Below are 13,238 nucleotides of genomic sequence, written 5' to 3' on the forward strand. Positions count from 1 at the left end.
CCGGTCCCCCATCACGCGCCCCTCCCCCGTACCGTCCGGGCCGCAAGTCCTCGGTTCCCGGCACCACTAGTCGGCCATAGGCCAGCCGTCAGCCATGAGCCGTCGACCGGCGCACATCCCCCGGCCAACGACTTTCAGCCTGCCACGACCCACTGACAGTCACGACACCGGGCGGGAGTCCTGCCAGATGGACTCGAATTCCTCCCGGTACGTGGGGAAAAGTCCGTGTTCCACATCACGCGGCGAGGCTGCGGCGGCCCGCGCCCCGCCGCCCCGGAGGACCAGCACCGGGGCCTCCATGCCGCGCGCCCGGCGCAGGTACGACTGGACGACCGCGATGCCCGAGTTCTCCCCCTCCACCAGGTAGGCGGTGAAGCGGGGGGTCTCGTCGAAGACGTGGATCTCGAACCGCGAGGGGTCCCGCAGCCCGGCCCGGACCCGCCGGACGTGGAGGATGTTCATCTCGACCGAGCGGCTCAGCTCGCCCTTGCGCAGCCCGAGCTCCCGTTCGCGGCGCTTGACGGCGCTGCTGGCCGGGTTGAGGAACAGCAGCCGGACCCGGCAGCCGGCTTCGGTGAGCCGGACGAGTCTTCGGCCGGAGTAGTTCTGCACGAGCAGGTTGAGCCCTATCCCGATGGCGTCGAGCCGCCGCGCCCCGCCGAAGAGGTCCTCGGCGGGGAGCTGCCGTTGGAGCCGGACCCGGTCGGGGTGGACGGAGACCACGTCGGCGTACCGGTCGCCCACCAGGTCCTCGACGGCGTCGATCGGCAGCCGGTCCGCCGACGGGGAGCCGGCTCCCCCTCCCAGCACCTCCAGCAGCCGGGCCGAGGCGCGCTCGGCCTGTTCCAGCACGGGCCGGGACAGGGCGCGGTTGCGGGAGACCACGTTCCGCGTGACTTCGAGCTCGTCGAGGGCGAGCTCGATCTCGCGCCGGTCGTCGAAGTACGGTTCGAAGCAGGGCCAGTGCTGGACCATGAGCTCGCGCAGCTGGGGCAGCGTCAGGAAGCTGAGGACGTTGTCGTCGGCGGGGTCGAGGAGGTACCCCTTGCGGCGGCTGACCTCGCGGACCGCGACGGCCCGCTGCACCCATTCCTGTCCGGCGGGTCCGGCGGCGGCGACGACCCAGTCGTCCTCGCCGTGGACGGGTTCGTAGATCGGGCGCAGGACCGCGCCGACCACCGACCGCAGCCGCTGTTCGATCAGATTCAGCCAGATGTACGCGCGGCCCGCGCGCTGCGCCCGGGTGCGCACCTCGGTCCAGGCGTCCGCGCCCCAGTCCAGCTCGGCGCCGGCCCGTACCGTCCCGGGCGCCTCCGGCACCGCCAGGGACACCGTCCCGCCGGGTACCGTGCCGGAACCTGCGGGCACTCCGGACCCACCGGGTACTCCGGTTCCCCCAGATCCCCCGGGCCCCCCGGAGCCCCCGATTCCCCCGGACCCGCCAGGCCCCCCGATCCCGCCGCCCCCGGCCCCTTCCGGCACCCCGCCGGAGGCACCGCCGGGTGCGCCTCCTGGGGCGTCCGCCGAGCCACCCTCGTGACCGCCGTCACCAGGGGGAAGCTCCAGCCCTCCCGAGCTCACCCGTGCACCGCCTTCTGCGTTCTGGACGCCCGTCTCCAGTGATCACGGAAGGGTACTCCGAGGTCGGCGCCCGGTGCAGCCCGATGCGACCCGATGGACCGTACACAGGTGATCTGTTGACCCATTATCGGATGCGCACACAGTCCGCTGACCCGCATATCGCCACACCGGGTCACCCGGCAGGAGTATCCCAAGTCCCCGCGTACAGCCCCTCTTTCGGGGAAGATCCTGCCCATGGCACGGATCGGCGGCCCAAGCGCCGCGGACGGGCCGCCCGACGCCGAGGGGAAGACGGGAGAAGAGTCGTTGTCCATGCAGGTCTGGCCGGGACACGCGTATCCGCTCGGTGCCACCTACGACGGCGCAGGCACCAATTTCGCGGTCTACTCCGAGGCCGCACGCCGCATCGAGCTGTGTCTGCTCCACGATGACGGCTCCGAGACGGCCGTGGAACTACGCGAAACCGATGCCTTCGTCCGGCACGCCTACCTACCGGGCGTGATGCCGGGCCAGCGGTACGGCTTCCGGGTCCACGGGCCGTACGAGCCGGAGCGCGGGCAGCGCTGCAATCCGGCCAAACTGCTCCTCGACCCGTACGCACGGGCGATCGCCGGGGACATCGACTGGGGCGAGGAGGTGTACGGCTACCACTTCGGCCGGCCCGACTCGCGCAACGACCTCGACTCGGCCCCGCGGACGATGAGTTCGGTCGTGGTGAACCCGTACTTCGACTGGGCCAACGACCGCCCGCCGCGCCACGAGTACCACCGGACGGTGCTGTACGAGGCGCACGTCAAGGGGCTGACCATGCGTCACCCCGAGCTCCCGGAGGAGCTGCGCGGCACGTACGGGGCCCTCGCGCACCCTGCGGTCATCGGGCACCTGACGAAGCTGGGCGTGACCGCGCTGGAGCTGATGCCGGTGCACCAGTACGTGCACGACCACCGGCTGGTCGACGACGGGCTGACCAACTACTGGGGCTACAACACGATCGGCTACTTCGCCCCGCACAACGGCTACGCCTCGGGCGACCGCGGCCAGCAGGTGCTGGAGTTCAAGTCGGCGGTCCGGGCCCTGCACGAGGCCGGGATCGAGGTGATCCTGGACGTGGTCTACAACCACACCGCCGAGGGCAACCACCTGGGCCCGACGCTGTCCTTCCGGGGGCTCGACAACGCCTCGTACTACCGGCTGGCGGACGATCCGCGGCACTACATGGACACCACCGGGACCGGGAACTCGCTGCTCATGCGCTCCCCGCACGTCCTGCAGCTCATCATGGACTCGTTGCGCTACTGGGTCACCGAGATGCACGTGGACGGGTTCCGCTTCGACCTGGCGGCCACGCTCGCCCGACAGTTCCACGAGGTGGACCGGCTGTCGTCGTTCTTCGATCTGGTCCAGCAGGACCCGGTGGTCAGCCAGGTGAAGCTGATCGCGGAGCCCTGGGACCTGGGCGAGGGCGGCTACCAGGTGGGGAACTTCCCGCCGCTGTGGACCGAGTGGAACGGCAAGTACCGGGACACGGTGCGGGACCTGTGGCGCGGGCAGCCGAAGACGCTCGCGGACTTCGCGAGCCGGCTGACCGGCTCCTCGGACCTCTACCAGGACGACGGCCGGCGCCCCCTCGCCTCCATCAACTTCCACACCTGCCACGACGGTTTCACGCTGCACGACCTCGTCTCGTACGACGAGAAGCACAACGAGGCGAACCGGGAGGGAAACCGGGACGGCGAGCCCCACAACCGGTCCTGGAACTGCGGGGTGGAGGGCCCCACCGACGATCCGGAGGTCCTCCAGCTGCGGGAGCGGCAGATGCGCAACTTCGTCGCCACCCTGATGCTGTCGCAGGGGGTGCCGATGCTCAGCCACGGCGACGAGTTCGCCCGCAGCCAGAACGGCAACAACAACGCGTACTGCCAGGACAACGAGCTGTCGTGGCTGGAGTGGCCGGAACCTGGCAAACAGGTGCCCCCGCTGCTGGAGTTCACCCGCCGGATGGTGTGGCTGCGCCGGGACCACCCGGTCTTCCGGCGGCGCCGCTTCTTCCACGGGCGGCCGGTCGAGGGAACCCACGACGAGCTGTCGGACATCGCCTGGTTCACCCCGTACGGGGAGCCGATGCGGGCCCGCGACTGGCAGGCGCAGCACGCGCGGGCGCTGACGGTGTTCCTGAACGGGGAGGCCATCTCCGAACCGGGGGCGCGCGGGGAGCGGATCGTCGACGACTCGTTCGTGCTGATGTTCAACGCGGGCGCGGAGTCGCAGGAGTTCGCGCTGCCGGCCGGCCACGGTGCGCAGTGGCGGCTCGTGGTGGACACGGCGCGGCCGGAGGTGCTGCCACCCGGCACCGGGCCGCAGTTCGCGGCCGGGGACCGGGTGACGCTGGCGGGACGCTCCCTGGTGGTGCTCCAAAGGCCTGCGTGACGGATGGGACCGGGCGGCGGCGCCTCGGTCAGACGGAGCGCGGTGCGACCTCCCGCGGCGCCTCGGCCCGAGCGGCCACCGCCTGTGGTGGCGCGGTCTGCCGGGCCGGGATGAAGGCCCGGCCGGCGGAATGCCCGCGGGCGGCCGGAACGCGGGTGGTGAGGGCGAGCAGCAGGGCCGCCGCGGCCGCGCCGACGGCGACCGCGAAGGCGCCACCGGGCCCGTACGCCTCGGCGAGCCGCCCCGAGACGACCAGCAGCACGTTCCCGAACTGCGTCATGGCGACGGGCTGCCGGGCGAGAAAGGAGACGAGCGGAGGAGGGCCCGGTCGGGGCGACGCCTCTTCGATAGGTAGCGACGGTTCCAACCACTCGGGAGACGCTGACCCGGCGCAGTCACCCGAATGCATTGGGTCAGGGCACGGAATCCGGTGAGGAGGGTACGTACGTTCTCATGAGCCGGCGTCATACTCACCTCACAACAGAATCTGACGTTCCGACAGCCGTCGCCCGGGCGACGTCTTCGTCACCCTCGTCGCCCCCGTCGCCCTCGTCGACGTATCGCCTTCAGCTGTGCCCGGAGTTCCCCTTCGCCGCCGCCGAGAAGACCGTTCCGCACCTCGCCTCGCTCGGGGTCTCCCACCTGCACCTGTCCCCCGTCCTGGAAGCGGTTCCCGGCTCGGCCCACGGCTACGACGTCACCGACCACTCCCGGGTGCGGGAGGAGCTCGGCGGCGAGCGCGGGCTGCGCGGGCTGGCCGCAACGGCCGGGGAGCACGGGCTCCGGCTGGTGCTGGACATCGTGCCGAACCACATGGCGGTGCCCTCCCCGCTGCGGCTGAACCGGCCCCTGTGGGAGGTCCTGCGGGAGGGGCCGCGCTCTCCGTACGCCCGCTGGTTCGACATCGACTGGGAGGCCGGCGGCGGGCAGCTGCTGCTGCCGGTGCTCGGGGAGCCCCTCGACCCGGCCGCGTGCACGGCCGACGCGGGGCTGCTGCGGGTCGGCGACGACTGGGAGTTCCCGCTGCGCGCCGGTTCGGAGGGGCTGCCGCTGCCCGAGCTGCTGGCCGCCCAGTGGTACCGGCCGGCGTGCTGGCGGGAGGCCCGCACTGGGCTCAACTACCGCCGTTTCTTCACGATCGCGCAGCTCATCGGGGTCCGGGTGGAGGACCCGGAGGTGTTCGCGGCGACGCACGCGAAGGTACTGGAGCTGGTGCGCGACGGCGTCGCCGCCGGACTGCGGATCGACCACGTGGACGGGCTCGCGGACCCCGCGGCGTACCTGCGGCGGCTGCGCACGGCCGTCGGGGACGGCTGCTGGGTGGTGGTGGAGAAGATCCTGGCCGGGCAGGAGCGGCTGCCGGCCGGCTGGCCGGTGGCCGGGACCACCGGGTACGACGCGCTGCGGCGGGTGGACGGGGTGTTCGTCGACCCGGCGGGCGCCGCCGAACTGGACCGCCGCTACCGGGAGTCCACGGGGCTGCCCGGCTGGGAGGAGACGGCCCGCGCCTGCGCCCGGGAGGTTCTGACCGGCGACCTGGCGGCCGAGCTGGGGGCGCTGGAGCGGGCGGCCGGGCCGGAGGCGGCGCCGGCCGTGCGCGAGGCGCTGATCGCCTACCCCGTCTACCGGCCGTACCCCGGGGACGGGGAGCCGGATGCGGGGGCCCTGGCGGAGGCCGCCCGACGGGCCGGCGCGCGGGCGGCGGACGGCGTACGGGACCTCCTGCGGGGGGATTCGGCGTTCGCGGCGCGCTTCGCGCAGACCTCGGCGGCACTGCGCGCCAAGGCGCTGGAGGACCGGGCCTTCTACCGGTACGCCCCGCTGCTGTCGGCGACGGAGGTCGGCGGGGATCCCGGGCGGCCCGCGGTGGACCCGGACGGGTTCCACGCGTACTGCGCCGCCCTCGATCAGGACTGGCCGGGCTCCGGAACGGTGCTGTCCACCCACGACACCAAGCGCAGTGCGGACGTCCGGGCCCGGATCGCGGCCCTGTCGCAGGCGCCGGAGGCGATGGACCCGGCCGGGGCCGGTGCGGCCACCCCGGGGGACGACCCCCAGCTGGCCTGGGTGGCGCGGCAGACGGCGTACGGCCTCGGCGAGGTCCCGGACCGCGCGCAGCGGCTCGGGGCGGCGCTGCTCAAGGCCGTCCGGGAGGCCGCCCTGCGCACCAGTTGGACCGAGCAGGACCCGGCGTACGAGGCCTCGGTCGCCCGGTACGCCTCCGCGGGAGCCGGTGGGGCGGAGCTCCCGCGGGCCCTCGCGGAGGCGGCCCGCGCCAACCTGCTGGGGATGGCGCTGCTGCACCTGGCGATGCCCGGGGTCCCGGAGGTCTACCAGGGCGCCGAGACGGAGTACCGGGCGCTGGTGGACCCGGACAACCGGCGCGCGGCGCTGTTCCCCCGCGAGGCTCTGGCCCGGCTCGATGCGGGGGCCGCGCCCCAGGGGGTGGCGGAGGAGAAGCTCGCGCTGACGGCCGCCCTGCTGCGGCTGCGCCGGGACCGACCGGGGGTGTTCACCGGGTACGCGGCGCTGGCCGCCCGCGGCCCGTCCGCCGGGCACTGCCTGGCCTTCGTCCGGCCGGGCGGCCTGGTCGCGGTGGCGACCCGGCTCTCGCTCCGGCTGGCCCGGTCGGGGGGCTGGCGCGGCACCGTCCTGCCGCTGCCGCCGGGGCGGTGGCGGCCCGTCCTGCCGCCCGCGGCCGGCACGGCGCCGCCGCAGGGCCCGTACGAGGGCGGGGTGGGGCTGGCGGAGCTGCTGGCGGCCCGGCCGGTGGCGGTCCTCCTACGGGACGACGGGGGCGGCGGGAGCGGCGGACCCGGCGGGAGCGGCCCGGGGCGGGACGGCCAGTAGGCCGGCGAAGGCCTCCGCCGCGCCCGTGAGCGGGACGCGGGAGAAGACGGCGAGGGGCCGGTGCCACGGCGGGTCGAAGGACAGCAGCTGACGGAGGCGAAGGCCCGCGGCCTGGCGTACGACGTGGTGGTGGGCTTCGATGCCGCTGCCGGCCGTCGGCAAGGGGATTGGTGCACGGGCAGGGCGGGAGGGTGAAGGTGGTCGCGGAGCGGGGCGGGCAGGTGCTGGGCGTGCACCTGGTGGGGCCGCACGTGTCGGAGATGACCGCGGAGAGCCAGCTGGTCGTGGGCTGGGACGCGGATCCGTCCGACGTGGCCCGCCACGTCCACGCCCACCCGACGCTGTCGGAGGCGGTGGGCGAGGTGTTCCTGACGCTGGCCGGCCGCGGCCTGCACCAGCGGTGGACGGCGGGATGCCTCCCCCGCGGGGGAGGCTTTGGCCAGGGGATATCGGGAAGTGTGGGGCGCGCGGAGCAGTAGGGGGCGTGCGCGGCGGGCATTGCATCAGACGTGACCCACCTCCGCGATTTGCGCTACCCCACACCGCACGAACTCGCGCTGGCCGCCCGCGCTCTGGCGGACGAACACCCCCGCCGGATCCGGCTGCGCCAGGTCGGGAGTTCCCGGGGCGGGGAACCCCTCTGGCTGCTGTCCGTGGCCGCCGCGGACGGCGGCCGGCCGCAGGACCGCTGCGTGCTCGTGGTGGCCGGCGCGCACGCCAACGAGCCCGTCGGCGGCGCCACCGCCCTCGCCCTGGCCCGCCGCCTCGCCCCGGCCGGGCGGCCCGGGACGCCGCCGGAGGCCGCCGACCGCACCTGGCACTTCCTCCTGTGCGCCGATCCCGACGGCGCCGCCCTGCACCGGGCCCCGCGCCCGGACTCCCTGCTCGACTACCACCGGAACTTCTACCGGCCGCCCGGCCCCGAGCAGCCCGAGTGGGCGCCGTCCTTACTGCCCCCGGACCGGCTGCCGCCGGAAACGCGGGCGCTGACCGGCCTCATCGACAAGCTGCGGCCGATGCTCCAGGTCTCCCTGCACGGCACCGACCTCGGCGGTTCCTGGGTGCAGGTCACGCGGAACATACCCGGGCTCGCCGAGCCGTTCGCCAAGTCGGCCGCCGAACTGCGGATCCCCGTGGAGACCGGGGCCTCGGACGCGGTCGGCTGGCCCTCCCCCGGGCCCGGGATCTTCGTGATGCCCCCGCACGGGCACGATGCGGCCGGGGCGTTCCACCCCGAGGACATCCGGCTCAGCACCTGGTACCGCACCCACCGCTACGCCGGCACCACCGCCATCGTGGAAGTCCCGATGTGGGCCTCCGACCTGGTGGACGACCCGGCCCCGCACCCCGACCCGCGCGGTGCGCTGCGGCTCCTCGCGGACCGGCTCGCCGGGGACGCAGCGCTCGTCTCCGCGGTGCGGGACCGGGCCGCGGACGCGCTGCCGGGCGCGGCCCCGGACGCCGCCCCGCTGCTGCGCGCCGTCGACTGGACGCTCGGCCTGATCCCCGGTATCACCGCCGAGTGGACGGGCGCCGGAGCCCCCGCCGAGGCCTCGACCGCCCGCATCGCCAGCATCGACGCCTTCGGGCGGCGGCTGTCCCTGCGCGCGGCCGCGATGCTGCTGCGGGTGCTGCACGCCCAGGACCACCCGGCCGCGCCCGGCCTGGACCGGCTCGTCACCGGCTGGTGCGCGGAGTTCGCCACCCGGTTCCACGCCCGCCGGGTCCCGGTCGCCGACCAGGTGGAGCACCAGACGCGCACCGTCCTCGCCGCGTACACCCGCCTCGCCGACGCCGAACGCGCCTCCCCCTGACGCCGGCGCCGGCCGACGGGCCGTACGGGTCCGACGGCCCCACGCAGGGGCCCCACGGGCCCCACGGGCTCGATCCGGCCGATCAGCTCGACGAGGCGGGGCAGGCGCGCGCCGCCCCTTCCCCGCCCGCCGGAAGGGGCTAGACCGTCGACAGGCGGAAGGACATGCGGCCGAAACCGACCTGGTCGCCGTCCCGGACCACGATGGAGCCGGTCACCCTGCGGCCGTTGACGGTGGTGCCGTTCGAGGAGCCGAGGTCGGTCAGGACCCACATCCCGTCGCGCATGCCGAGTTCGGCGTGGACCCGGGAGACGGTCTCGTCGGTGAGGCGGAGCCCGTTGCCCGGGTCGCGGCCGATCCGCAGGGGCTGCGCGCCCGGGTGCGGGAGCAGCAGCTTCGGCAGCCGTTCCGCGTGCCAGGCGCGCCGGACCCCGGCGGACAGGGCCGAGACCCGACCCACCCAGCCGAACAGGCGGCGCGTCCAGGCGGCTTCCTTGTCCCGCCCGTCGAGGTCGGCGACGAGGACGGCGAGTTCCTCCGGGCGACGGGCGACGAGGGCGAGCTCCATCCGGCGCAGGAAGGTGTCGTGCGACAGCTTGCCGAGGGCGGCTCCCTCGCGGAGCTTGCCCAGGGCGAGGTCGCGCTCAGCATCGGAGAGGCGCGGCGCGGGGTAGGCGGGGAACTCGAAACTCGACGTCACAGGGTGATTGTCGGCCCGTCAGGGCCGGAGTGTCCAGAAGCGCTCCGGCCACCGGCGATGATGGGTACGACACATGGCAAAGCTCACGTTCCGGTACCGCCGCAGACGAGGGAGCCGCCCGTGCATTTCGAGGTGTGGGCACCGCAGACAGACCGGGTCGCCCTGCGGCTCGCGCACGCCGGGGCCGAGGCCTGGGCCGTGTACGACATGGAGCGCGACCCGGACCGGGACGGCTGGTGGGCCGTCGCCGCCCCGGCCGCCGACGGGGACCGGTACGGGTTCCTGCTGGGCGACGACCCGACCGTACGGCCCGATCCGCGGGGGCGGCGGCTTCCGGACGGGCCGGACGGCCCCTCGGCCGTCGTGGACGTCGCATCCCTGGCGCCCGGGGCGCCGGCGCCCGGCATCCGGCTGCAGGACGCGGTCCTGTACGAGCTGCACGTGGGGACGTTCACCCCGGAGGGCACCTTCGACGCGGCCGCCGCCCGCCTCGGCCACCTGGTCGCGCTCGGCGTCACGCACGTCGAGCTGATGCCGGTCTGCCCGTTCCCCGGCCGGCACGGCTGGGGGTACGACGGGGTCGCGCCGTGGGCGGTGCACGAGCCGTACGGCGGCCCCGCGGGGCTCGCCCGGTTCGTGGACGCGGCGCACGCGGCCGGCCTCGGGGTGGTGCTGGACGTGGTCCACAACCACCTCGGGCCTTCCGGCAACCACCTCACCGCCTTCGGCCCGTACTTCACGGACACCCACCACACGCCCTGGGGTGCGGCGGTGAACCTGGACGCGCCCGGCTCGGACGAGGTCCGCGCGTACTTCACCGGCAGTGCGCTCGCCTGGCTGCGCGACTACCGCATCGACGGGCTGCGCCTGGACGCGGTGCACGCACTGGCCGACGGGCGGGCGCTGACCTTCCTGGAGGAGCTGTCGGCGGCGGTGGACGCGCTCGCCGCCGAGACCGGCCGGCCGCTGTTCCTGATCGCCGAGTCCGACCGGTGCGACCCGCGGACCACCGCCCCGCGCACGGAGGGCGGGCAGGGCCTGCACGCTCAGTGGAACGACGACTTCCACCACGCCGTGCACGCGGCGCTGACCGGCGAATCCCAGGCGTACTACGCCGACTTCGCCGAGGCGCCGCTCGCGGCCGTGGCGAAGACCCTGACCCGGGCGTTCTTCCACGACGGGACCTGGTCGGCGTTCCGGGGCCGCACCCACGGCCGGCCGGTGGACCGCCGCCGCACCCCCGCGCACCGGTTCCTCGGCTACAGCCAGACCCACGACCAGATCGGCAACCGGGCGCAGGGCGACCGGCTCGCCGCGTCCGTCTCCCCCGGGCTGCTGGCGTGCGCGGCGGCGCTGGTGCTGGCCGGGCCGTTCGTGCCGATGCTGTTCATGGGCGAGGAGTGGGGGGCCGGCACTCCGTGGCAGTACTTCACCGACCATCCCGACCCGGAGCTCGCGGAGGCGGTCCGCACCGGCCGGCGGCGGGAGTTCACGGCCCACGGCTGGCGGGCCGGTGAGGTCCCGGACCCGCAGGACCCGGCCACCCGGGACCGGTCCTGCCTGGACTGGGCGGAGCCCGAACGCGACCCGCACGCGCGCCTGCTGGCCTGGTACCGGACCCTGGTCGGGCTGCGCCGCGGCCACCCGGACCTTCGGGACCCGGACCTGGCCTCGGTGCGCGTGGCGTACGACGAGGAGCGGCGCTGGATCACCTTCCGGCGGGGCGACGTACGGGTGGTGGTGAACCTCGCCCCCGAGCCGGCGGTGGTCGCCCTGGGCCGCAACGGCGTCCGGGTGCTGGCCTCCTGGGCCGCCGTCGATCCCCCGGACCCGGAGGGCCGCGTCCACGTCCCGGCCGAGTCGGCGGTCCTGCTGGCGCCGTAGTCTCGCCGGTCAGTTCGGGGCGGCGAGCCGGGCGGCCAGGGCGGCGGCCGCGGGCGTGGGCGTACGGGGGGTGAGGAGTTCCGTGCGGTGGACGAGGCGGGGGTCGGCCAGGGGTACGGCCACCCCGGCCGCGGCGGTCACGGCGGTCACGGCGACCCGGCGGGGCAGCAGGACCAGGCCGTGCCCGGCGGCGGCCAGGGCGCACAGGGCGTACAGGTCGGTGCCGTCGTAGCGCAGGGCCGGGGCGGTGCGGACGGCGGCGGGCGGTGCGAGGCCGGCGTGCGGGGCGTCGAGCCAGCGGGCGTCGGCGAGGTCGTCCAGGCGGAGGGCGGCCCGCCCGGCCAGGGGGTGCCTGGCCGGGAGGAGGACGGCGAGCGGCTCCTCCCCGACGCCGGTGACGGTCAGCGGGGCCACGTCGGGCAGCCGCAGCGGGTCGCTGGCGGCGGCGAGGCCGTCGACGAGCCCGAGGTCGCAGCCGCCGGTGGCGACGGCGGCCGGCACCTGGTCGGGCGGTACGACCCGCAGCTCGACCCCGGTGGCCGGCAGGGCGGCCAGCAGCCTCGGCCCGACGGCGAGCGGCGAGACGGCGAGGGTGACCCGGCCGGGTGGGGCCGCGGCCAGCCGGAGCACGTCGGCCCGGGCCGCGTCGAGCCGCAGCAGCAGCGGTGCGGCGTGCTCCAGCAGCCGCAGCCCGGCGGGGGTGGGGGCGACGGGCCGGCGGGTGAGCAGCTCGGTGCGGAGGTCGCCCTCCAGGGCGGCGACGTGCTGGGACACGGCGGACTGGGTGTAGCCCAGCTCGCGGGCGGCGGCGGAGAAGGAGGCCAACCGGGCCACGGTGACGAAGGTGCGCAGGAGGTGCGGATCCATGGTCATCAGCTTTGCTTATGGAGCAACCAGGAACAATCGTTGGTGCTGAAGTGGGGGTCGCCCCCAGGATGATCGTCATGACCAGCAACGCCACCCGCGGCACCTCCACCGACACGACCACCGACACCACCGGCGTCACCCCCGTCGCCCGGATCGCCCTCGTCGGCGACCGCTCCCCGCACGTGACCTCCCACACCCGGATCCCGCTCCTCCTCGACGCCCTCGCCTCCCGAGACGGGCTGGTCCTGGACGCGTACTGGATCTCCACCGCCGAGGCGGAGGCCGAGGCCGCGTCCGGGGCCCTGGCCCGCTTCGACGCCGTCTGGGTGCTGCCCGGCAGCCCGTACGCCAGCGAGGCCGGGGCGCTGGCGGCGATCCGGGTGGCGCGTGAGGAGGGCATTGCGTTCCTCGGGACCTGCGGCGGCTTCCAGCACGCCCTGCTGGAGTACGCCCGCACGGTCTGCGGGCTGTCCGACGTCGCGCACGCCGAGAACGACCCCGGCGCCGAGGACCTCCTCATCGGCCCGCTGGCCTGTTCGCTCGTCGGGCACGAGGGGGTCGTCCGGGTGGAGTCCGGCTCGCTCGCCGAGTCCGTGCTCGGCGCGGAGCGGACCACCGAGCGCTACCACTGCAACTACGGGCCCGCGCCCCGGCACCTGCCGGCGCTCACCGCCCACGGCCTGCGCCTGTCGGGGCACGACGAGGACGGACAGCCGCGGATCGCGGAGCTGCCGGGCCACCCGTTCTTCCTGGCCACGCTGTTCCAGCCGGAGCTGCACGGCGACGGCAGCCGGCCGCACCCGATCGTGAGGGCGCTCGCCGCCGCGGCCGTCGCGCACGCCGCCGCCGCGCCGACCGCGTAGCCGCGCGCCCGGCGGGCCCGGGGCCGCGCGCGGGGCGCGGGCTCCCGGCCCGGCCGGATATCGCGTCGCAGGACCCCCCGTCTGATCGGCTATGCTGTGCGTGCACATCGAACGGGCGGTCCGCCGCCCGTCGTGGTGGGTGTAGCTCAGTTGGTAGAGCACCTGGTTGTGGTCCAGGTGGCCGCGGGTTCGAGTCCCGTCACTCACCCTTCCGTACCGCAGGGGCACGAGGTTCTTCCTCGTGCCCCTGCG

The 13,238-nt window shown here is 75.0% G+C and carries 9 protein-coding genes, 1 tRNA gene and 1 pseudogene; 7 read left to right on the forward strand and 4 right to left on the reverse strand.

The window, feature by feature from the left end:
• Nucleotides 1-159: 159 nt before the first annotated feature.
• Nucleotides 160-1,581 carry an SAV2148 family HEPN domain-containing protein gene (locus ACSHWO_RS08190; protein WP_438310810.1) on the reverse strand — a complete coding sequence of 474 codons (1,422 nt, stop codon included), beginning with the start codon at nucleotides 1,579-1,581 and terminating at the stop codon, nucleotides 160-162.
• Between the two features lie 312 nt (nucleotides 1,582-1,893).
• Between ACSHWO_RS08190 and glgX the strand changes: the two genes are divergently transcribed.
• Nucleotides 1,894-4,008, forward strand: a complete 2,115-nt coding sequence (gene glgX / locus ACSHWO_RS08195) for a glycogen debranching protein GlgX (RefSeq protein WP_385805499.1) — start codon at nucleotides 1,894-1,896, stop codon at nucleotides 4,006-4,008.
• Nucleotides 4,009-4,036: 28 nt separating this feature from the next.
• Here the strand turns inward: glgX and ACSHWO_RS08200 are convergent, their stop codons facing one another.
• A complete protein-coding gene (locus ACSHWO_RS08200; protein WP_438310812.1) occupies nucleotides 4,037-4,288 on the reverse strand; it encodes a hypothetical protein in 252 nt (83 codons plus the stop codon).
• Between the two features lie 173 nt (nucleotides 4,289-4,461).
• Between ACSHWO_RS08200 and treY the strand changes: the two genes are divergently transcribed.
• From treY to ACSHWO_RS08215, 3 genes and pseudogenes are all read left to right on the forward strand, one after another.
• Nucleotides 4,462-6,858 (forward strand): malto-oligosyltrehalose synthase, encoded by a 2,397-nt coding sequence (gene treY / locus ACSHWO_RS08205; protein WP_438310815.1) that lies wholly within the window; start codon nucleotides 4,462-4,464, stop codon nucleotides 6,856-6,858.
• 87 nt (nucleotides 6,859-6,945) lie between these two features.
• Nucleotides 6,946-7,259, forward strand: a pseudogene (locus tag ACSHWO_RS08210) (dihydrolipoyl dehydrogenase); the annotation flags it as partial.
• A gap of 108 nt (nucleotides 7,260-7,367) precedes the next feature.
• Nucleotides 7,368-8,672: a M14 family zinc carboxypeptidase gene (locus ACSHWO_RS08215; RefSeq protein ID WP_438310817.1), complete on the forward strand. Its 1,305-nt coding sequence runs from the start codon at nucleotides 7,368-7,370 to the stop codon at nucleotides 8,670-8,672.
• Nucleotides 8,673-8,811: 139 nt separating this feature from the next.
• On the opposite strand, the gene ACSHWO_RS08220 is transcribed toward ACSHWO_RS08215, so the two are convergent.
• Nucleotides 8,812-9,372 (reverse strand): DUF1707 and FHA domain-containing protein, encoded by a 561-nt coding sequence (locus ACSHWO_RS08220; RefSeq protein ID WP_385805335.1) that lies wholly within the window; start codon nucleotides 9,370-9,372, stop codon nucleotides 8,812-8,814.
• Nucleotides 9,373-9,492: 120 nt separating this feature from the next.
• Between ACSHWO_RS08220 and treZ the strand changes: the two genes are divergently transcribed.
• Nucleotides 9,493-11,256, forward strand: a complete 1,764-nt coding sequence (gene treZ, locus ACSHWO_RS08225; protein WP_385805336.1) for a malto-oligosyltrehalose trehalohydrolase — start codon at nucleotides 9,493-9,495, stop codon at nucleotides 11,254-11,256.
• A gap of 9 nt (nucleotides 11,257-11,265) precedes the next feature.
• On the opposite strand, the gene ACSHWO_RS08230 is transcribed toward treZ, so the two are convergent.
• Nucleotides 11,266-12,123: a LysR family transcriptional regulator gene (locus ACSHWO_RS08230; RefSeq protein WP_438319011.1), complete on the reverse strand. Its 858-nt coding sequence runs from the start codon at nucleotides 12,121-12,123 to the stop codon at nucleotides 11,266-11,268.
• A 77-nt stretch (nucleotides 12,124-12,200) separates the two neighbouring features.
• Here ACSHWO_RS08230 and ACSHWO_RS08235 point away from each other — a divergent pair, with 77 nt between their 5' ends.
• Together ACSHWO_RS08235 and ACSHWO_RS08240 are read left to right on the forward strand one after the other, a co-directional pair.
• On the forward strand, nucleotides 12,201-12,986 hold the full coding sequence (locus ACSHWO_RS08235; RefSeq protein ID WP_438310819.1) for a CTP synthase C-terminal region-related (seleno)protein: 786 nt from the start codon (nucleotides 12,201-12,203) through the stop codon (nucleotides 12,984-12,986).
• Nucleotides 12,987-13,121: 135 nt separating this feature from the next.
• Nucleotides 13,122-13,194 (forward strand) — tRNA-His (locus ACSHWO_RS08240).
• Nucleotides 13,195-13,238: the final 44 nt, after the last annotated feature.

This window comes from Streptomyces pallidus (ex Mingjun et al. 2026) (genome assembly GCF_051550185.1).
GTDB lineage: Bacteria > Actinomycetota > Actinomycetes > Streptomycetales > Streptomycetaceae > Streptomyces.

Bases quoted from the DNA above. Each gene is read 5' to 3' on its own strand.
- glgX (WP_385805499.1), top strand. From the start codon at position 1,894: ATGCAGGTCTGGCCGGGACACGCGTATCCGCTCGGTGCCACCTACGAC.
- ACSHWO_RS08200 (WP_438310812.1), bottom strand. From the start codon at position 4,288: ATGACGCAGTTCGGGAACGTGCTGCTGGTCGTCTCGGGGCGGCTCGCC.
- treY (WP_438310815.1), top strand. From the start codon at position 4,462: ATGAGCCGGCGTCATACTCACCTCACAACAGAATCTGACGTTCCGACA.
- ACSHWO_RS08230 (WP_438319011.1), bottom strand. From the start codon at position 12,123: ATGGATCCGCACCTCCTGCGCACCTTCGTCACCGTGGCCCGGTTGGCC.
- ACSHWO_RS08235 (WP_438310819.1), top strand. From the start codon at position 12,201: ATGACCAGCAACGCCACCCGCGGCACCTCCACCGACACGACCACCGAC.